Source organism: Gardnerella sp. DNF00983, from assembly GCF_049244265.1.
Taxonomy (GTDB): Bacteria; Actinomycetota; Actinomycetes; order Actinomycetales; family Bifidobacteriaceae; genus Bifidobacterium; species Bifidobacterium vaginale_J.
In genome coordinates this window covers 116,381-137,383 of record NZ_CP058392.1, presented here as the reverse complement: position 1 = coordinate 137,383, position 21,003 = coordinate 116,381, and the positions used below count along the sequence as shown (strand labels likewise).

The 21,003-nt window shown below is 45.4% G+C and carries 10 protein-coding genes and 1 riboswitch; all 10 genes read right to left on the bottom strand.

Annotation, left to right across the window (positions count from 1 at the left end; genetic code table 11):
• Positions 1 to 38 precede the first annotated feature (38 nt).
• The 10 genes from grpE to HXT34_RS00490 all read right to left on the bottom strand — a co-directional run bounded on the left by grpE (position 39) and on the right by HXT34_RS00490 (position 20,935).
• Positions 39 to 734: a nucleotide exchange factor GrpE gene (grpE, locus tag HXT34_RS00535; protein ID WP_415683111.1), complete on the bottom strand. Its 696-nt coding sequence runs from the start codon at positions 732 to 734 to the stop codon at positions 39 to 41.
• The gene (gene dnaK / locus HXT34_RS00530) at positions 734 to 2,635 is read right to left on the bottom strand and encodes a molecular chaperone DnaK (RefSeq protein ID WP_421784932.1); all 1,902 of its coding nucleotides are present in this window, start codon (positions 2,633 to 2,635) and stop codon (positions 734 to 736) included. Before dnaK ends, grpE begins: the two co-directional genes overlap by 1 nt.
• Before the next feature lie 722 nt (positions 2,636 to 3,357).
• Positions 3,358 to 4,089, bottom strand: coding sequence for a HesA/MoeB/ThiF family protein (locus tag HXT34_RS00525; RefSeq protein ID WP_421784930.1), 732 nt, complete (start codon positions 4,087 to 4,089; stop codon positions 3,358 to 3,360).
• Positions 4,090 to 4,140: 51 nt separating this feature from the next.
• The gene (locus HXT34_RS00520) at positions 4,141 to 4,953 is read right to left on the bottom strand and encodes a thiazole synthase (RefSeq protein WP_421784928.1); all 813 of its coding nucleotides are present in this window, start codon (positions 4,951 to 4,953) and stop codon (positions 4,141 to 4,143) included.
• 89 nt (positions 4,954 to 5,042) lie between these two features.
• The gene (thiS, locus tag HXT34_RS00515; protein WP_415683115.1) at positions 5,043 to 5,249 is read right to left on the bottom strand and encodes a sulfur carrier protein ThiS; all 207 of its coding nucleotides are present in this window, start codon (positions 5,247 to 5,249) and stop codon (positions 5,043 to 5,045) included.
• Between the two features lie 123 nt (positions 5,250 to 5,372).
• Entirely contained in the window at positions 5,373 to 6,443 is a 1,071-nt protein-coding gene (thiO, locus tag HXT34_RS00510) for a glycine oxidase ThiO (RefSeq protein WP_421784926.1), read from the bottom strand.
• A riboswitch (TPP riboswitch) is annotated at positions 6,437 to 6,539 on the bottom strand. Its footprint overlaps the gene before it by 7 nt.
• Positions 6,540 to 7,659: 1,120 nt before the next feature.
• Positions 7,660 to 15,033 carry a peptidase gene (locus tag HXT34_RS00505; protein ID WP_421784924.1) on the bottom strand — a complete coding sequence of 2,458 codons (7,374 nt, stop codon included), beginning with the start codon at positions 15,031 to 15,033 and terminating at the stop codon, positions 7,660 to 7,662.
• 497 nt (positions 15,034 to 15,530) lie between these two features.
• Positions 15,531 to 18,218 (bottom strand): TIM-barrel domain-containing protein, encoded by a 2,688-nt coding sequence (locus HXT34_RS00500; RefSeq protein WP_421784922.1) that lies wholly within the window; start codon positions 18,216 to 18,218, stop codon positions 15,531 to 15,533.
• A gap of 95 nt (positions 18,219 to 18,313) precedes the next feature.
• Positions 18,314 to 19,150, bottom strand: a complete 837-nt coding sequence (locus HXT34_RS00495) for a TraX family protein (protein ID WP_415683067.1) — start codon at positions 19,148 to 19,150, stop codon at positions 18,314 to 18,316.
• A gap of 84 nt (positions 19,151 to 19,234) precedes the next feature.
• Entirely contained in the window at positions 19,235 to 20,935 is a 1,701-nt protein-coding gene (locus HXT34_RS00490) for an alpha-amylase family glycosyl hydrolase (protein ID WP_415683068.1), read from the bottom strand.
• Positions 20,936 to 21,003 lie beyond the last annotated feature (68 nt).

The window sequence follows — 21,003 nt, the reverse complement described above, 5'->3', positions numbered from 1 at the left end:
AAGTTATTCAATAAAGTCACAACTAAGAGTTTAGTTAGTCATTGCTGCGGCGAAGAAACGACCACGCGAGCGGCGCGAATAACGCGATCTCCTATTCGATATCCTGCTTCAACTACAGCATCAACAGTTTCTTTTGTAGCGTCTGGATCTGGTCTGTGCAAAATTGCATCATGCTTGGTTGGGTCAAAATCTTCGCCCTTCTCACCAAACTTTTCCACACCAAACTTTTCAAAAGCCTTATCTATCTTAGTTGCAACAGCCTTGAACGAATCATCCATTTCGCTATGCTCGCGAATGCGGTCAATATCATCCAATGCTGGAAGCAATGCTGTCAGCACGTCAATAATTCCATGCTGTCTGAAACGATCCTGCTCTTTAGCAGAACGATTTCTGAAGTTTATAAACTCAGCACGCTCTCGCTGTAACGCTTCCAAGTACTCTGCAGCTTCTTTCTTAGCTTTACCTAAGGGAGTTAAACTGCCGCTATCTGCGTCTTGGCTGTCTTTCGATTCTGAAGATTCAGTGGAATTCGCTGTATCCTCAGAATTTGCGGAATCCGCAGAAACGTTAGCATCAGCTTGTGCGTCAGCTTTCGTTTCTGCAGAATTTGCATCTTCAGCAGCTTTCGATGAAGATTGCGCAGACGATTTCGCAGAATCACCTGTAGCTTTTACATCCAGCGAGTCAGCATCTTCCATATCTTGCAAATATTCGTTGGCGTTAAAGTCGGACATTACTTGTTGTCCTTATCGTCCTTGTCGTCGTCCACCACTTCGGCGTCAACTACATCATCATCCTTAGCTGCAGAGCCGGCCTGAGCGCCAGCAGCGCCCTGAGCACCAGCCTCGGCACCAGCAGCACCCTGAGCACCAGCAGCACCCTGCTGAGCGTAAAGCTGCTGACCGATCTTCTGAGCAGAAGTCATCAACTCGCTCTGAGCAGACTTAATCTTCTCAACGTCATCGCCCTTCAAAGCTTCCTTCAAAGCATTAACCTTTTCGGTAACTTCCTTAGAGATTTCGTCAGAAAGCTTGTCTTTATTGTCGTTCACGAGCTTTTCAGTCTGGTAAGCAAAGGCTTCTGCTTGGTTGCGAACTTCGGCTTCTTCCTTACGCTTCTTATCTTCAGCTTCGTGAGCTTCAGCTTCCTTAACCATGCGGTCGATTTCGTCCTTTGGCAAACCAGAACCACCGGTAATAGTCATGGACTGTTCCTTGCCAGTGCCCTTATCCTTAGCGGAAACGTGCACAATGCCGTTAGCATCAATATCGAAAGTGACTTCAATCTGAGGAACACCACGAGGAGCTGGAGCAATACCAGTCAACTCAAAAGTACCAAGAGGCTTGTTATCGCGAGCAAACTCACGTTCACCCTGGTAAACCTGAATCAACACAGATGGCTGATTGTCTTCAGCAGTAGAGAACACTTCCGAACGCTTCGTTGGAATTGCAGTGTTGCGATCGATAAGCTTTGTCATAATTCCACCCTTGGTTTCAATACCCAAGGAAAGTGGAGTTACATCAATAAGCAGAACGTCCTTGCGATCTCCCTTAATAACGCCCGACTGCACTGCTGCACCAACGGCAACAACTTCATCTGGGTTCACGGACTGGTTAGCTTCCTTACCGCCTGTAAGTTCCTTTACCAAATCCTTCACAGCTGGCATACGAGTAGAACCACCAACAAGAACCACGTGATCGATCTGGCTTACGGAAATACCAGCGTCAGAAAGCACGTTGTTAAATGGTGTACGGCAGCGGCCAAGCAAGTCTGAAGTCATTTCCTCAAAGTGAGCACGAGTCAAAGTCTCATCCAAATGCACTGGAGTTCCGTCAGGAGTCATTGCCAAGTACTGCATAGAAATTGAGGTGGAAGTAGAAGAGCTAAGCTCCTTCTTTGCCTGCTCAGCAGCTTCCTTCAAGCGCTGCAAAGCAATCTTATCCTTGCTCAAATCAACGCCATACTTGTTCTTAACTTCGCCAACGAGCCAGTCGATAATCTTCTGATCCCAATCGTCGCCACCCAAGTGGTTATCGCCGTTAGTTGCTTGCACCTGAATTGTGGAGAATCCGTCGTCATCCTTACCAATTTCAAGCAAGGACACATCGAAAGTACCGCCACCCAAGTCGAATACCAAAATGCGCTCGTCTTCCTTGCCCTTTTCAAGGCCGTAAGCCAAAGCTGCAGCAGTTGGCTCGTTAATAATACGAAGCACGTTCAAGCCTGCGATCTTGCCAGCATCCTTAGTTGCCTGACGCTGAGCATCGTTGAAGTAAGCTGGGCAGGTAATAACGGCATCGGTTACTGGCTCGCCCAAGTAAGCTTCAGCATCGCGCTTCAACTTCATCAAAACCTGTGCAGAAATCTCTTGTGGAGTCCACTTCTTGCCGTCGATGTCAACAGTCCAATCAGTGCCCATGTGGCGCTTTACGGAGCTAATCGTGCGATCAACGTTTGTTACAGCCTGGCGCTTAGCAACTTCACCAACCAAGATTTCGCCAGATTTGCTAAATGCCACAACGGATGGTGTGGTGCGAGCGCCTTCAGCGTTTACAATAACGGTTGGGCTACCGCCTTCAAGAGTAGCGATGCAAGAATTAGTTGTACCCAAATCAATACCTACTGCGCGTCCCATAATTTCTCCTTAACTAGGTATTGCACATTTTGTGCAATTATGCTTTCCTTCAAGTTTTGTAGTTACGTGAGCTGAGCTTTATTTAGATTCCTTGTTGGGAACTAGCTAAAGCATCAGCTTTTTTACTTTCCAAAACTTGAGCCTACTACACTCAACTTGTAAAAGTCAACTTTTATTCCCAAAAATTACAAAAACTTTATGCAACCAGACTCAAGTTTTGCAGTTGTGCTCTGCAGACGTTGAGTATTCGCCGATTAGAGAACACTAGCGTCCGTGCTGCTGCACACATCACGCCAGGCACACAAACCACACACCCACCCGCAGCTTATTTGCGCGTTATTCATTCGCATGAATATTCGCGTGGTAGAGATTTAAGATTTTTCGCACTGAGCGCGGCGAACGTCAGAGCCGCAGGCTGCTGATTCGCCAAGCGAAGAAGAAAAATCGAAAAATCTCTGCGATGAGCACTGTTATTAACGATTAAGCACGCAGAGTTTGGGGAATTTCTTTACGAGCAATAAAAGAGGACTGAGGAAGCAACATTCTTTAAAGAACAAAGCAGACAGCAAAACCTTTAACAGCCAGAGCGACGAAGGACGGGAACTTGCGAGGAGAGAAATTCCCCCAAAACTCGCGCCACGTTAAGGAGAATCCCCCAAAACTCGCGCCAAAGCAAACAAAATGTAAAATAACCTATAATTTAAGGAGAAATTACGCAAGCTTCACGCAGTGAACTTAAAGCGGCGCAAAGAGTTATCTAATGCATTGTAGCGCGCTAAAACGCCAATAAGCGGCGTGCCAATGCCGGTTATAAGTTTAATTGCTTCAGTTGCCATCATTGCGCCCACAATAGCTGCAGTCGCACCCAATACTGCCGATTTTGGCACTTTTTCTTTAGGAGGCGGACAAGCATACAAGTCACGCAAACCAGGACCTTTTCCTGGTACGAAAACGCTTACTTGACCCTCATAATAAAGCACCGAGCCGTAAACTTCCGGCGTACCAGCGCTCCAAGCAGCATCCGCAATCAAAAAGCGAGTAGCAAAATTATCGCAACCATCAATTATTAAGTCGTGACTTTCTACAAGCTGCTTTGCATTATCTTCATTAAATCTATCTACAAGGTTGATTTTTAAACCTGGAGATAACGCTTGCAAACGTTTAGCTGCAAGTTGCGCTTTAGATTTGCCACACTGATCGACAGTATATAAAGTCTGCCTTTGCAAATTAGAAAGCTCAACAACATCGTCGTCACAAATCGTGATTTCGCCAACTCCTGCTGCAGCAAGCGAAAGCAAGCATGGCGAACCAAGTCCGCCTGCTCCAACCATGCAGATTTTCGCATCGCGAAGTAACTGCTGATGTTCATGTGTAAAGCCCGGCAGGAGCAAGTGGCGGCAAGTGCGTTCCGCCTCAAGCTCCTGCAGGTTATAGTAAATTTTATTAATCGTCATGCTTAAATAATTATGCCGAAAAATTACAGTACTAAATTACAGTACCAAAATTTACAGTACAGAATCAGCCCAAGCGCGACCTTCAACAGGCGAAGAAGCGAGAGCGTGATTTCGCATTGGAATACGGCCAGCATCGTGAGCAAGCTTTCCAGCGGTTACAGCAGCAGCCATTGCACGACCCATCTTCACGGGGTCTGGGCAGCGAGTTACAGCGCTTGCAAGAAGCACGCCCGAGCAACCGATTTCGAAAGCTTTAACAACATCGGAAGCAGTGCCAACGCCAGCATCCAAAATCACAGGAACGCCAGCTTCCTTGCATTCTTGAACAATCAGCTCAATGTTTCGAGGATTCAAAATACCAAGACCAGTTCCAATTGGAGCGCCACCAGGCATAACAGCTTTCACACCAAGCGAAACCAATCGACGAGCCACAATCGGGTCGTCATTCGTGTAGCAAAGAACGCTAAAGCCTTCTTCAATAAGCTTTTCTGCAGCAAGCAAAACTTCGCGAGTATCCGGAAGCAAAGTATCGTCGTCTGCAATCACTTCGAGCTTAATCCAGTCAGTTCCAAGCGATTCACGAGCCATTTTTGCAGTAAGCACAGCATCATGCGCAGTCTTGCAGCCTGCAGTATTTGGCAAAACGTTAATATTGTGACGCTGCAACATGCCGTAAATATCAACGCCAGTTTTTGCGTGACGACGCATTGCAACCGTAGCTACTTCCGCACCTGAAGCCACAAGTGACTTTTCCATAATGTCAATGCTTGTCATGCCGCCAGTACCAAGCAAAAGCCTTGAATGTAAAGTCTTACCACAAAGCTGCCAAGTATCGGCACTTTCTTCTATATTATTTTCTGCCATTTTAAGCCTTTTATTTAAAATTTAATATTTAAACCTAATTAAAATTAAATAATTAAGCGCACTAATTTCACGCTTAATTTTGTGGTGTTTCAGCCGCCTTGAACTGCACTAAGAATCTCGATTTGATTCCCATCACATATGACGGCTGATTCCCATTGCGCGCGAGAAAGCACATCGTCGCCAATCGCAACAGCTATGCCAGGACCAGCGTCTGAACCGTAACGTTGAGCAATAAGCTCAGCAACAGTTAACCCATCTTGAATTTCAATAGTTTCACCATTGACTACGATTTGCATAATCTAACCTTTACTAACTAAAAGCTGAATTACTAAAAGTACTTTCTGCATCACACTTACGTCTATATTTGAACACTTCACACAATTCGCAGCGAAATCTAGCGAATTCACTGGAATTAGCGATTAGAAGCGAGCAGGATTGCAGCTTTCCAAGAAGCCCTTTTCCTTCTCAGTCAACTCTTGCTCAAGCACAAGCTTTGTAGTCAAAGAAGAACCCAAAGCGGTGAGCAAAATGCCGTGACGGAAGTAACCAGTGGAAATCGTGGTGTGCGTCTTAGGATCAATGCCAATGAACGGCAAATCGTCTGGAGTTCCTGGGCGGCCGCCAGCGGTAACCTCAGTAATCGAGCATTCCTGAATGCCAGGAAGCACGCTTGCAGCATCGCGAAGTAAGTCGAGTACGCCGCCAACCTTTGGAATATTGCGGTCGTCTTCACGAGAAGTAGCGCCGAGCACAAGCTCGCCTGTTTCCTTAGCGCGAGGCACCAAATAAACTGGGCGGTCATGCACAAATCCACGAACCACAGAGCTCAAAATTGGGCGCAAAGGCTCTGGAATAGTCATACGAATCATATCGCCCCACACAGCGCGAAGCTTAAGCTGCGGAAGCATATCCTTAGCACCCAAACCGGATGCCAAAACTGTGTCTGGACCCAAATCATCCGGAGTGCTTGCGCGACGCTCAATAACAACACCGCGCTTTTCGAGCGCATCAATCATTGCTGCAGTGAAAAGACGAGGATTGATTTGATGGTCGTCCGGCACGCTTACAGCGCCAGCAATAGTTGGCGAAAGAGCAGGCTCAATCTCACGAAGCTTACTCACAGAAATATGCTCAGCTCTACGGCCGTAACGATGCTGCAAGTTTAGCAACTCGTTTACGTGCTCGTTATCTGCAGCGTCACCACCGATTACATAAGAGCCGCACTCTAAGTAGCCGGTTGGCTTATCGGTGTACTTTGCAACCGAATCAACCAATTCCTTATACATAGTTGCAGACTCAAACATAAGAGGATACAACGCTTCTTGCTGATATTGCATTTCTGCGGTAGGAGCTAACATGCCGGCAGCATGGTGAGAAGCACCAGAGACTGGATCTGGATCAATTATGCTAACTTTTACGCCAGCTTCCGTAAGTCTCCACGCTGTTGCTAAACCAATAATACCTGCACCAATAATACGAATATTTCGCATATATACTCCTTCCCTACGGCGGCATTACCCGCATCAGGTTTACGGTCGGCTTTCGCCCTCTCAGCCTGTATAGAACAGGCTCCCGCGGATGTAATTCTTGACCTTCAAGAATTACAAATGCAGAACGTTGCAATATTGCTAACTTAGCAATACCCAAATGCTGCAGGTAGATGTAACGAAATTATGTGAATTTCATCACACTACCGTGCAGCATTCTAGCACTTCTGGCAAAAATTTGTTAACTGAACCGGTATGTCAAATCGCAAAACTAAGCATTTTCGTTACTGACGCAGTACGGTTTCTGCGTTAGTAACGCTCACTACCGTTTTTTCGTTTCTCCTGCAGTACGCGTTCTGCACTAGTAACGCACTTTGCCGATTTTTCGTTTCTCCTGCAGTGTGCATTCTGCACTAATAACGATGCGCGTAGTTACTGAGTTATTTTTGGTGTGGCGCGAGTGTGAAATTGAGATGGGTGTGAGGAGTGGGTGTTGATTGTCTCGCAGCGCTACGCTCCTATACCTTACTTGGACTTAGCGGTTGTGTAGTTGAGTTTAGTTTTTTAGTTACTTTCTTTCAAAAACAGTATTCGTCAACAAGATTATTACTATCGTTCCGCTTTTATATTGCTCGACCAAGCAATTCCTATCTCCCACTATTAGTAAAACCGCTAGTGTTTTTGGTGTGGTGGGTGCGTCTGGTGTGGCGCGTGCAGCAGCACGGACGCTAGTGTTCACTAAGCGACAAATACTCAGCGTCTGCAGAGCAATAATGCTAAAGTTCACTAATCAATAAGTAATCATTGTTAGCAGAAGCATAACTGCAAAGCTACAAAACCACTTTTCGCAGAAGCGCAACCGCAAAGCTTCATGAGCAGCGTTCGCAAAGCAATGATGCAAAGCTTCAGGAGGTTTGGGGAAATACTATCGTTAATTTACGCGACTGTAAAGTTTCTGCCGGATTAAAGCGCGCAAACGACCTTTTCTGTACACGACTGTAAAGTTTCTGCCGCTTTTTGGTGCGTAGGCGGCATAAACTGCGCACGACTGTAAAATTTCTGCCGCTTTTTGGTGCGTAGGCGGCATAAACTGCGCACGACTGTAAAATTTCTGCCGCTAGCTGTTACTAGCGCAGTCAGCGCTCGCGCGGCAGCAAGAAAAAAATCCCTCGCGGATTATCGGAAGATAACCTGCGAGGGATTTTAGTTATGAGCGAGGCTACTCGTTGGAATGCTTGCGGCGGCGAGAAGCAACGCCAGCAGCACCAAGTCCGGAGAATACTGCAGCAAGACTTGCAAACAAGCCAGTTGCAGCACCCGTCTTAGCAAGAGCGCTAGCATTACCGGAAGCGCCAGAGGCATTACGCCACGCAGCCTTAGCAGCCTGAAGCTTCCTCAAAGCCTCATCAACCTGAGCCTGAGTTGCATTCTTATCAGCAAGCACACGCTTAGCCTCAGCCAAAGCCTGCCTGTAAGCTCTAGCTGCCGCAGTGTTTGCATTAGTGTCTACAGAATTATTAACTTCGACTTGCAAAGCAGACTTATCAACCAAAGCACTCTGAGAATCACTAGTATCAAAACCATCCCCAGCATCAGCATCGGTATCATAGCCGCTACCGCTACCAACACCACTGCCAGCGCCAAACGGGTGATTAAGCTTATACTTAGCAGCCTGAAGCTTCCTCAAAGCCTCATCAACCTGAGCCTGAGTTGCATTAGGATCGTTAAGCACGCTGTCAGCCTCAGCCAAAGCCTTCTTATAAGCCTCAATATCGTCGCGTTTGCCAATAATGAAGTACAAAGACTTACGGAACTTAGCATCATCATCAGCCTCAGTCTGAAGCTTAGACTTATCCGTCTTATTAGAATCAGTAAGCTTCTTCTTAGCATCCTGAAGCTTCTTCAAAGCCTCGTCAACCTGAGCCTGAGTTGCATCCTTGTCGCCAAGAATCTTGTTAGCCTCGTCGAGAGCCTTCTTGTAATCGTCAATAGCCTTCTTAGACTCGTCATCACCCTTAGCTTGAGCATTCTGATACTCAGGAGACTTAGTGAAGTCACCATCATTATCAGCTTCCTTACGCAAGTCATACTTGATTGTGCTGTAATCGTCTTCAATCTTCTTCTTAGCAGCTTGCAATGCATCTAGAGCATCGTAAAGCTCTTTCTGGGTTGGGACGTCAGTTGCACCATCCTTTGGCTTGCCAGTAGTGCGGTCGAACTTCTCAAGAAGCTTCTTAGCAGCCTTAAGCTTTTCGTTGTATTCTTCGAGCGCCTGCTTAGACGCATCATCACCCTTAGCAGTCGCGTTCTTGAACGCAGGAGTGTTCTCGAACACGTCATCACGCTTGTCTTTATCTCCGTCCTTAGACTTATCAACTTCTTGCTGAAGCTCAGTAGAACTGGTCTTGTAGTCAGCAGTAATCTTATCTTTTATGTCCTTCAGCTTCTTAAGAGCCTCGTCAACTTCTTGCTGGGTTGGGATTTCCTTTTCACCAGACTTTGGCGTACCGTTCTCATCGAACTTTCCAAGCAAAGTCCTAGCTTTACTCAACGCTTCCTTATAAGCGGTGACGTCAGCATTATCCTTGCAGTCTTTACCCTTCTTAGATTCAGCGTTCTTGAACTCTGTAGTATTCTCAAAGTCATCTTTACCAACGGTAGTTACACCGTCAGCAGTAGACTTCGCAGACTCATCCTTCAAATCCTTAGCATTAGTCGTAAAGGCGTCATTGATAGCTTTCTTTGCCTTTTGCAAGGCTTCCAAAGCTGTCTTAACATCAGCATTAGTTGGCTTTTTATCTGGATCAGCATTCGGATCTGGGTTCTTCACCTGATCGATAATCTTCTTCGCTGCTTCAAACTTATCGTTATAATCTTGAAGCTTCTTGGTGGCAGAAGTATCAGTCGTTGCAGCATCGCCAGTTTCAGACTGCTTCTTATACAGAGCATTCTTGTATGGAATCGACTCCTCGAATGGAGGTGTTACAAGCTTGCCGTCTTGAGTTTTGTCGCCAACCTCCTTTTCAAGAGGCTTTGCGTCGGTCTTGTACTCATCTTCCACTGCCTTGCGAGCGTCACTGAGCTTCTTAAGCGCAGCATCAACCTTAGCCTGAGTTGGAATATCAGTTGCGTTAGCCTTCGGCTTGCCATCTTTACCAAACTTGTTGAGCATAGTCGTAACTTCAGCTAGAGCATCCTTGTATGCCTTAAGCTTAGCATTGTCACTGCCGCCTTCAGCTTTCTTAGCTTCGGCGTTCTTGTACTCTGGGCTATTAGTAAATGCTCCACCGTCCTCTCCGAGCGTTGCTTCGTCTTGGAGAGCCGTTGCATCGGTCTTGTAGCCATCGGTAATAGCTTGCTTTGCCTTCTTCAACGTTTCGAGAGCATCATCAATCTGCTTCTGAGTTGGACGCTCACTGAGATTAGTAGCGTCTTTCTTAGCGAGTAAATCACGTGCAGCCTTCAAAGCCTTCTTATAGGCATCGACTTCGTCATTGTCTACCTTATTGCCGCTATCGTCATCCTTCTTCTTGGCGTCGGCATTCTTGAACTCTGGCGAGTCCTCAAACTGACCAGCCGTTGGAGCGGTTGCGCCATCTGCTTGAGACTTCTGGGCTTCCTCATCAAGCTTAGTGGTAACTGTCTTATAGTTATCCTCAAGCTTCTTGCGAGCTTCGTCAAGAGTCTTCAAAGCTTCATCAATCTGCTTCTGAGTTGGCTTAGCGTCGAGAGGCGTATCCTTGCCATCGTGCTTTGAGAGCAACTCCTGAGCCTCGGCCAATGCCTTGTCGTATGCTTTCTTAGCTTCGGCTGCCTTGTTGTTCTTGTCCGTATCAGGAACAAGCTTGCCGTCCTGCTCCTTCATGAAGTGAGGATCAGAAGCATTGCGATACGCATCAGAAGTAACAGTACCTTCGGTAGCAGCAGTCTCGCCTTGCTTCTCTGTACCATGCTTTCCAACACTCTTCTTCAGCGCTTCAACGTTAGTATCTTGAGCCTTAAGAGCGTCACGCTTCTCATCAAGCTTCTTAAGAGCCGCATCCACCTGCGCCTGGGTAGCGGTTGGATCCGTCAAGAGCTTCTTAGCCTCAGTAAGCGCCTCGTCGTAAGCCGTAGCTTTCTTCTTGACATCCTCGTATCCAGAAGTATCTTCCTGGCCGTTATCACCCAGCTTGTGTGGATCCTTGGTGTTCTTGTACGCCGGATCCTTCTGAGTATCAGTATCCTTATTAATGGATTCCTGCAGCTTATCGGTCTTAGTGGCGAACTTATTCAAATCTGCCACAGCTTTGTTAAGATCTGCAAGTAGCTTTGGCACATCCCTATTCAAAGGCTGACCCTTAGCGTGGGACTGGATGCCGTCAAGGTAGCTCGCACTATTTGTGTCTCCATCCTTGTCAGGCACTTTGTCAGTCGAGATTACTTGACTACCAGGCTTGCCATCGACCGTATCTTGAGGCATCTCATCATTGAAGGCTTTTTGCAAAGCATCAAGCGCATCATCGTATGCTTTCTTTGCCTTAGCTTCGTCAGAATTTGGATCAGTATTTGCAGACGCGTTTTGATACGCTGGGCTTGCCTTAATAGCCAAGCTGTGAAGCAGCGCCGCCGAAATCTTGCTGGTGTCAGTTGCGTACTTATCGATTGCCTTACGAGCTTCAATAAGCTGCTTCTTAACCTTATCAGCCTGATCTTGCGTTACCGTGCTATTTGGCTTCCTAATCTCCGTAATCAAGTCTTTTGCAGCGTGATAAGCGTCGTTGTAGGCTTTGAAGTCTTTTGCGGCTTGAGAATCTTTGCCCTTAGCTTGCGCTTCATCAAAGGCGTTGAAGTACGCAGGCATCAGGTAACCGCTTACATTATCTGCAATAGCTTCAGCTAAATCAGTTACTTTTGTCTGATACTTATCAGCATGAAGTGCTGCTTCAGCGTCTTCAAGATCTTTCTTAGCCTTTTCTACATCGGCCTTTGTAGCGTTCTTGTCACCAAGAACATCCTTGGCTTTCTGCAAAGCTTTATCGTAGTCCTCAACAGCCTTTTTAGCATCAGGGTCGGTGTCTTTCTTCGCGGCGGCGTTCTTATAGAACACGCTCTGCTTCGACTTATCGTCCGGCTTCGGATTATCGAAGCTCTTCTGCACCGCAGCATCAAGAGGAGCCTTGTCGGTTGCGTTCTTGTCGAGCGCTTCCTTAGCTTTCTTAAGATCCTCAATAGCTTTGTTTACATCTTTTTGAGAAGCGTTTGGATCCTTAGAAAGATCGTTTGCCTTCTTAACAGCGTCGTCATACGCCTTGCGCTCTGTATCGTTAGAGTTCTGGTAAGTTGGGTCAGCTTTAGTCACATCCTGTGTGCCCTGATCGTTCTTGCCAGTATTCACCTGACCATGCTCAGCAATAGCAGCGTTAAGCTTATCCTTGTTAGTGCTGTACTTATCAAGCTCCTTACGCGCAGCGTCGAGTTTCGCCTTGGCTTCGTCAACAGCCTTTTGCGTAGCGTTGGCATCCTTGTTTACTTTCTCAGCTTCTTCGAGAGCTTTATCGTAGGCTTCTTTAGCTTTCTTAGCATCCTCATTCTTGGTGGTATCTGCATTACCATTATCATCCTTGAAGTCAGGCTCAGTAACATTCTTATACTTATCAGTAGTTACCGTACCAGGAGTTGCAGCAGTATCACCTTCGGCAGCCTTACCATTGGCTTTAATCGACTTATTCAGCTCTTCCTTCTTGGTAGCATCACCATCAAGAGCTTCACGCGCCTTTTTAAGGTTAATTGTTGCGTTATCAACCTCAGCCTTAAGGTCTTCACTTAAATCAGCATCAGCTTTAGTTCCAACTTTTTTAAGAGTTTCTTTTGCAGCATCAAGCGCCTTATCATATGCATCTTTCTTATCAGCAGACGCGTTGTAATATGCTGGCTGCGTTGGAACATCCTTGCCTCCAACAGTTTCAGTCTTGTGCTCGCCAATCGAATTAGAAAGATCCTTCGTCTTATTCTTCGTTTGCGGCACAAATATAACGTTAATTGCCTTAGGCGTGTTGTTCAGATTCTTGTTATCTGGGAGCGAATATAAGTGCTGGTAGTATTCCATGCCATATGGAGCAACAAACAGACGCGCCCTATAAATCTTGCCACCCTTAGAAGCAAGTTTTACAGGCTGAGCTTCGTCATCCCACTTATATGTGTCAGTCTTTGCGAGCACATCACCCATATCCACATCGGTGCCTGTGATCTTAATGTCGCCTTTCCAATAGCCGCTGCTAATAACGCCAAGCGTAAGCGCGCCAGTTGGTTCGTCACCTTGCAACGCATAGTGCATGTGCGACTTGCGCGGCTTACCATCTGAGCCTTCATAGGCAAGCTTCTCACTGCCCTTAATCGTGCGCAAGCCAACGTTTGAATCTGTTGGCGTAGCTGTAAGCAGCTTTGTAACGTCGTCGGAATTGAACGCAATAGCCTTAGTTGGGTCGTAACGGTAGATAATAGTCTTCTTATCTTCACTCCAGGAGAGGCCTTCGTCGGAAGTGCGATTTTCAATCTTATTCTTAGATGCATCCCACGAAACGGTGTAATCCTTACGAATATTTGGAAGCTTTGTAAGCTTGCTTTCCTTTACATTAGAGGTAAACTCAGCAAATGCCTTATCAGTCTTAATCTTAACTGTAATCGTATTTTCCGCCATACCATTCGATATGCCCTGATTTACATGACCAACGGTAGTATCGCCCGTAATATATTCAAGCGAAATCTGACTCTTGTAATCTTTTTCACTCAGGCCAAGCTTTTCATTGTCTTTATTAGCTTCATAAATAGCTGTCTTGATTCGGTCAAGTTCGGCGCTTGAATATCCAAGCGGATTAGCCACAAAGACTGCATTGTCGCCAGTCGGAACAACAACATCACCTACATCAACTCTTGTAAGCACTAAGTCACTCAAAGGAATCTTTGGATCATCTTGCGTACTCAAGCCATCGAAGTCGATTGTTGCAGTGCCATTGTTATCAAACGTAACTTTGTCGGTAGATACGCCGTTAAGTTTTGCAAGATTCTTTTTGATTTGAGTCTTTTGATCCTCTGTCAACTTGCTAAAATCAACTGTATCCACAACCGGCTTCTCAATGCGAGTGCTATAGCGCACTACAGTAAGAGGTATTTCCGGAGACTTCATTCCCAAATCTGTTACCAGATACGTTTTAAGCTTTCGCTCGCCAAATGAGTAATCATCGTTACTATCCTTCTTATTGATTGCTTCAAACATACCTTCGTCATAAGAACCCATGCTTTGCGGAATTTTTGCGTCTACAGTATCTGGAGTGTTATTAACAGTGTTTTCATCAACGCGTAAACCAACACCTGTTGACTTACTTTGAGCAACAAGCTGCTCAGCTACACTGCTACCAGACTTATGTTCAGTAGGAAGATTTACTGCTTTGTGAAGTACTTCTCGTACTTTATCTGCCGACAATCTCTCGTCATACTTTAAGACGATTGATCCTGCTGTTTTTGGCGGAACAAGCGTTGCAACACGGAAGTTATTAGATGTTTGGTCATGCTGCAAATTAGTCTTATCGTAATACAAGAAGATTGAGCGGTTTGCGCAATAGCCTTGACCTGAAGATATGCGACCATCCCTGAATGGCTGCTTCATAATCAAGTCCACACTACCGTCAGGATTCGTCTTTAACTCGTAAATTCCAGAATAGCTTTGGTGCATGTCATCTACACGCTCAGAATCAAATTCAATGATTTTCTTGTAAGCTTCAGGATCATCAGTATTAATACTATCTTTTGAATCTGGAAGAATTACTACGCGTACAACCGGCTTACCATCCACACTCTTTGGCAAATGATACACAACTGTCTGCTTTTCAAGATTCTCGTCAAACGTGTTGCTTGGAGTTGCCCAACCATAAATGTTTGGCAGGTTTTTGGAAAAAGCTATCTCATTAGGACTGTGCTCTGCGCCAGCGCGATCTTGTCCCTGAGGTACTGTGCTTGCAGGAGTTTCTGCAGGTGCGCTACTAGTAGTGAAAGTAGTGTTATTAGCTACAGGAGCGCTATCCGTACTAGTCTTATCAGCTACAGAAACATTATCCGCAGTCTTATCAGATACAACCTTAGTATTCACAGCTTTCTGTTCAGTCTTAGTACCCTCAGTCTTAGTAGCACCAGTCTTAGTAGCATCAGTCTTAGCTACAGACAGAGTAGAAGCATTCGTTTTGTTAGCCAGTTTCTTTTCGAGATTAGTTTTGCCAGACTTATCCAATGTATTATTATCAGTCTGCTTCTTTGCTTCAGTCTTCTGCTCAGAATCTTTATTAGTGGAAATCTGCTCCTTATTCTCTTCCTTATCCTCAGCCTCAACACCAGTCTTCTTATTAGCTTCCACAGGAACTAGAGCCGAATTAGTCGCAGCACCATTCTCCGCAGCCATTGCAGGAGTTGCACCAAAAGCAAATGCCGCACCAGCCAACACACCAGCAGCTCCAACCGTAAATGCCGCCACCTTGCGAGCATCCACAGCCTTCGCAATCGCATTACTTACTGCAGCATCAAGCGTTACCTTACGTGCGTGCTTTCTAGATTTTGCTACCATGTTGTCCTTCTTCCACTTAGTTATCTAATAAAAAACAAATCCACATGCCCGCCGATGGACACGCAAAATGCAAATTCTTAATAACAATCATCTAAAATTTTCATAGCTCACATTTATAAAATCCAAGCTATCTTTGTTAGGTTATTATAACAATTTAAAATTTTTTTTAAAGATGAATAACACATGTTTAAATCAAAATGCTTAGAACACCCCCCCCCCCCAAGCCTTATTTTTCAGCGGTTTTAAGAATTAAAATTTATTTGTGAATATTTTGAATTAAGGCGTTTTTACAACCTTTCACTAATCTGTCTAAACATTTGTTACCATATAAATTCTAATTTTTGATAATACGAATTTACAGAAATAAAAATGCAAAAATACAGATTTGCAAAATCGCAACTCGCTCAAAAAACAAATCTGCTGAGAAAAGTACACAACTTCACCCAGCAGATTACAACTAGCTCAACAGAGCTAAAATCTATTGAGAAAAACATTATTCACTCAACCGAGCGCAGCAAAATCTCCTCAAGCGCGTGCTTTACCGAAACAGGCAGCGTGCAACGCCATTGCGCCCACTTAACTACAGATGGCTGATCAGTTGCGTAAGCGTTAAGCATATCAACATTGTTGCGATACTTTTCTGCTTCCGATTCGTTTTCGTATTCAAGAGTTGAGATTGCAGCAATAGCGCTTGCACTTCCGCCAGCCTCGCGCACTGCATCAAAAGCCATTTCCTTACCGCGGTACGGCACTTGCGCTTGAAGCAGGAATCTGTAAGCGTCGCCGACTTTAGGGTCGACAGCGATTTGCAATCCGCCGTCAACAATTACGCGAACTTCCGAACGAGCTGGCACGTCTTTCACAGAAACTGACAAGCTCAAAGTCGACTCTTCGCCTTCGTAAGAAACCGCAAAATCGCTTGCGTTAAGCTCTTTTCCACCCACAAGCACGCGCACGTTCGCAAAATCTGTGCAAGCAACTCCTCTAAATACAACATTCCAGTTGCGTTTTTCCGGCACAGCTTCTACGGCAGCATCGGATCCTGCAACACCGGAAATAATAAATTGCGAAGAGCCATTGCCGTCTCGCCACACAAAATTCATACGCGTGTTCGCAGTGTTTCCAGCTGATGCTGCAGCAAAGTCGTCGTTATCTTCTCGCATCACAAATTCGCCGTCAGCTCCAGGGAATGCAAGAACGCGCAAACTACGAGGATTTTCAATACTATTAACAGATTCAGCAGCATCAGCATTACGCTCGCAATCTGCAACTTCCGGCAAAACTTGCAAAGGTACAATCGCTCCAGCGCGCGCAAAAGCCGGCACGCGGTCAAGTGAGCGCCACGCTTCAAATCTGCGACCATTCCAGCCGCGAGACACATACCTGCGCCCGTCAAACAAATCGTACCAATCACCTTCCGGCAACCAAACTCCAGCGCATCCGCGCAAAGTAGCCGCGTCGTTAGGCGAAACAATCGGCGCTACTATAAGCTCGCTTCCAAAACGGTACTCGTTAGGAATCTCGTAAGCCATCCCAACTTCCGGCGACTGCCAGTACATTGGCTCAATAATCGGTCTGCCTTCAAAAGCCGCGCGATAATTCATCGTATAAACGTATGGCAAAAGTTCCGCGCGCAAACGAAGCATTTTCACCATTGCTTCGCGAGTTTCCTTAGGGAAATTCCACGGCTCTTTTCCAGCAAACGGCGAGCAAGTAGAGTGCAAACGATTAATAGGACTAAACGCGCCGAAAGCGTACCATCGCGCTTCCAACTCGTTGTTGCGAACGCCAAGCATGTGTCCGCCAATATCGTGACTCCACCATCCGTAGCCAATATTTGAAGCTGTAGCAGTAAAGTAAGTTTGGAACGCAAGCGAATCCCAAGTAGTAACGGTATCTCCCGAGAATCCAACTGGGTAGCGATGTGAACCAGGACCAGCGTAACGAGAGAAAGTAAGCGGCCAGCGGCCGTCGCGCGCAGCGTCCTCGTAGTGCATGTGGTTCAGCATCCAAAGAGGATCCAAGCCAGGCTCGCGCGTAACTCCACCCTGCTGCCAGTCAATCCACCAGAATCGCACGCCTTCATCTTCCATGCGATGATGCATATTGAAGTAAGCTTCAACAAATTGCGGATTCGTTAAATCAAATTCCACAGCTTTACCACTTGCAGGATCAATTCCCATATCTCGCGCAACTTGCGGATAATCTTTTTCAAACGCACGCACGCCGTCGCGCGGATGCAAGTTCAAAGTTGGAGCCAATCCAGCCGCGTTAAGTTTACGCAAAAAAGCACGATGATCCGGGAAAAGTTCCTCATTCCACGTGTAACCAGTCCAGCCAGAACCATATTTTGCATCAACATCCGTAACATGCCAATCCATGTCAATAACAGCTGCACTGAAAGGTATGCCTTCGCACTTGAAGCGATTATGCAATTGCAAATATTCGTCTTGGCGATAGTGATAGTAACGGCTCCACCAATTGCTTAGCGCAAAACGCGGCAGCAGCGGCTGAGCGCCTGTAAGCTTATAAAAGTCTTGAATTGCTTGAATGTAGTGGTGTCCGTAACCGAAGAAGTATAAGTCTTTATATCTGCCGTCTTGTTCGCTAACTTTTTGCGCACGCGACTTAACCCAAGCCCCATACGGGTTTGGTTTGCCATTTATTTCCTCAGCCGGTGCAATTTCGCAAGTTGCAGAATCGTCTAAAATAGACCATCCATCGCGCGAAAGTATGCCTTTACCAAGTTTTACCGAACCGTCCGCTTGATCCAAAGTTCTAAAAGTTCCAAGAAGATTTCCCGGGCAATCGTCGCCATAATGCCACGTATTAAATTGCGTGCACGGCACTCCGCGAACAACAATACTTAAGCCTTCTTTGCTAAAAGCTTCGCAATTATAAGTAAGGTGAAGCTTTTCGGTTTCTACTTCCAGCCATCCATTTTCGTTTTTGCGCGCACTAAATTTCGGCTGAGCGTCCGCGTTTTTGTGAGCAAAATTGCGGCAGATTACAGTTTGTGTAGGATTGTCAACAAACTTTCCATCGTCACTCCACTCAAGGCGCAACAGCGAATCCGTAATAACCGTAATTCGCCACTTTTCGCCTTTAATTACCTGACTATCCTGCGCCTTTGCGTTTAAGTCGGATGCGTATTTATAAAAAATTCCCAACTTGGAAGAGTCCATACTATTGCACACCTCTGTTGTTACCTGCGACTTTGCTTATTAACAATTTTACGTATTATTTTATGTATTATTTTGTTTGCTTACAACTTATAACTTTAATGAATGTATACTGCAAACGCTGACGCAATGATCAACATTAGCGGATACCACGCATACATAACACAACGGAATGTCGTCGAGTTTTTAGGACCATCACCATAAGCGCTACGATAATGCAACACAGCCACACCAATACCAGGTGCAAGCATCGACATAGCACCGAACATTCCTGCAGTCATCTCCATAGTAATTTCGCGCTTTTTTAATAATTCAAAAAGAAGTACGAAAATAAGCAAAGTTACACCGCCGAAGAAAATTCCATGCTGCACAAAAACTTTTCCGATCAAATTCCAAAGAAGACCCGCAATGATAAGCACGGTAATAGCAAAACCTTTACTAAATCCGCTTAAACGCTCCCTAATTGTATCTATACCCGAAAGTACGAATAGTGCGATAACCATTGCAAATACAGGATTTTGCGAACGCATGTCGAACAAACATTTTGAATTCACCAAATCGTATGGAACTTCGCAAATTACTGCCAAAATCAGCAATCTTAACATGTAAAGATTCAAATTATGAGTGTTATGGTATCCGCGCACTAGTATCCACGCATACCATGGCACTGCAGTCCAGCTTATAAATTCGCAAACTAATATGATTGTCAATGCAAACATATTATTGGTTACTGCTCCGCCAAACATTCGCGCAATTACTGTGTTGCTAAATGCACCTAGCATAAGCATAAAAGCGCCGAGCATTTTGAGTTTATTGAGCGTGATTCCAGTTTTTATGTTACGGTCAGCACGAATTGGTTTGCCGTTTGCGTCAAGCATTTCCTTATTTGTGTTATCACTATCACGCATTATTGCTTTACCGCTATTAATACTCATTACACGTCCTTGTTTATTTGCGCATACCTAGTTTATATAAACTTTATCCGCAGTTGCGTATCTACTTGACTTGTACACTACAATTTACATTCCAAACACTGCAAAACTTTGAGTACCAAGTGTTAAGCAATCACCATTAACTGATATTTCTCCGATTTTAAGTAATGGATTGTAAGCAGATTCTTGCGTAAGATTCGCTAATGCTTCTAATGAAACTGTTTCGCTATTTACGCCTGGGTTCATAACAACAATGCTTCGTTCTACAGCTGATTCTCCTGCGTCACCTTTTGCGCAACGTTCGTAAGCAAAGCCGCGGCCGTCAACCGGAGCATACAAAACTCTCCAAGACGCGTCAGCTTGCAAAGATTTGCGATTATGACGAAGCGCAATAAGCGAGCGCACCCACGAAAGGAAGGAATTTTCGCAATTAATTTGCGCAGAAACAGTTGGAATTTCACCACTTTCCACTGCTTGTTTGCGAGAGTTTGCGCAAGTTCTTCCATCTGCTCGAACTTCAACAGGCAAGTATAATTTAGATTTTGCAGCCGTTGAGAAGCCAAAATTCTTTGCATCATCCCATTGCATTGGCGTACGCGTGCCAGTACGGGCGTAACCGCCTTCTTTTGTTGGAATATCGCGATATTTCATGCCAATTTCGTCGCCGTAATATACGAATGGCACGCCTGGCATAGTGAGTATCATGCCGAAAGCCACACGACGCTCACGATCGTCAAGGCGCGGAGCTAAACGCGGCGTATCGTGATTGCACGTGATGAAACTAAAGTAACCTTGATTGCAAGTTGACTCATATTGTGGGCAATAATCGTCCAAGAATGGGCAAATACTGCCGCCGCCGCGCGCATTAAAGTAGCTGTGATCATGCTCAGGATTGCTATCTAAAGCGTTATCAACATCACGAGCTAAACGTGCGTATCCATTAGGATTTCCATCCCAGCGCCAATTCAAATAGAAGTCCATGTCAAATCCGGCAGCAAGAGCCTGACGCGGCCTACCCCATTCAGAAACAAAAGCAGCCTGCGGATACTCTTCTTTTACAGCACCCAGCATTTCCTGCCATGCGCGAATCGTATTGTCTTTGCCAATAGTTCCTTCGCCATTGTTCTCATCGTTTTTTACAAGCGAATCAGCCATATCAACTCGGAATCCATCTGCACCGAGCGAAAGCCAAAAGCGCATAATATCAATCATTGCAGCGCGAGTTTCGGCAGCCTCTTTAGAATCAGGCGAAGATTGCCAAGCTCGATCCCTATGCGCAAAACCGTAGTTTAAAGCCGGTTGGCATTTGAAGAAGTTTAGAATATAAGTGGCATCACGCTCAGTTTCACCGCCAATAAACGGCATAGAATAGCCGCTAAACGCACTGTCTGTCCAAATGTATCGCTTGCTAAACTCGTTTTCTTCCGCTTTCGAGCTTTTCTTAAACCACTCGTGTTCTTCACTCGTGTGCCCGGGAACTAAGTCAAGTAATATGCGGATTCCTCGATTGTGAGCTTCACTAAAAAGTTGCTTTAAATCTTCGTTCGTTCCGTAACGCGCAGCTACTTTTTTGTAGTCGCGCACGTCATAGCCCGCATCTTTAAAAGGCGAATCATAACAAGGATTAAGCCAGATTGCGTTGCAGCCAAGCGATTTTACATAATCTAATTTTTCAATAATTCCCTGAATATCGCCTATGCCATCACCATTGGAATCGCAAAAACTTTGCGGATAAATTTCGTAAAAAACCGCGTCTTTAAGCCACTGAGCATGATCATATAATGCCATTATTTCACCCTTCTCGCGTTGTGCTACTTAGTTTACACGCAACCACTTGAAAAAATTTATAGAGCAAA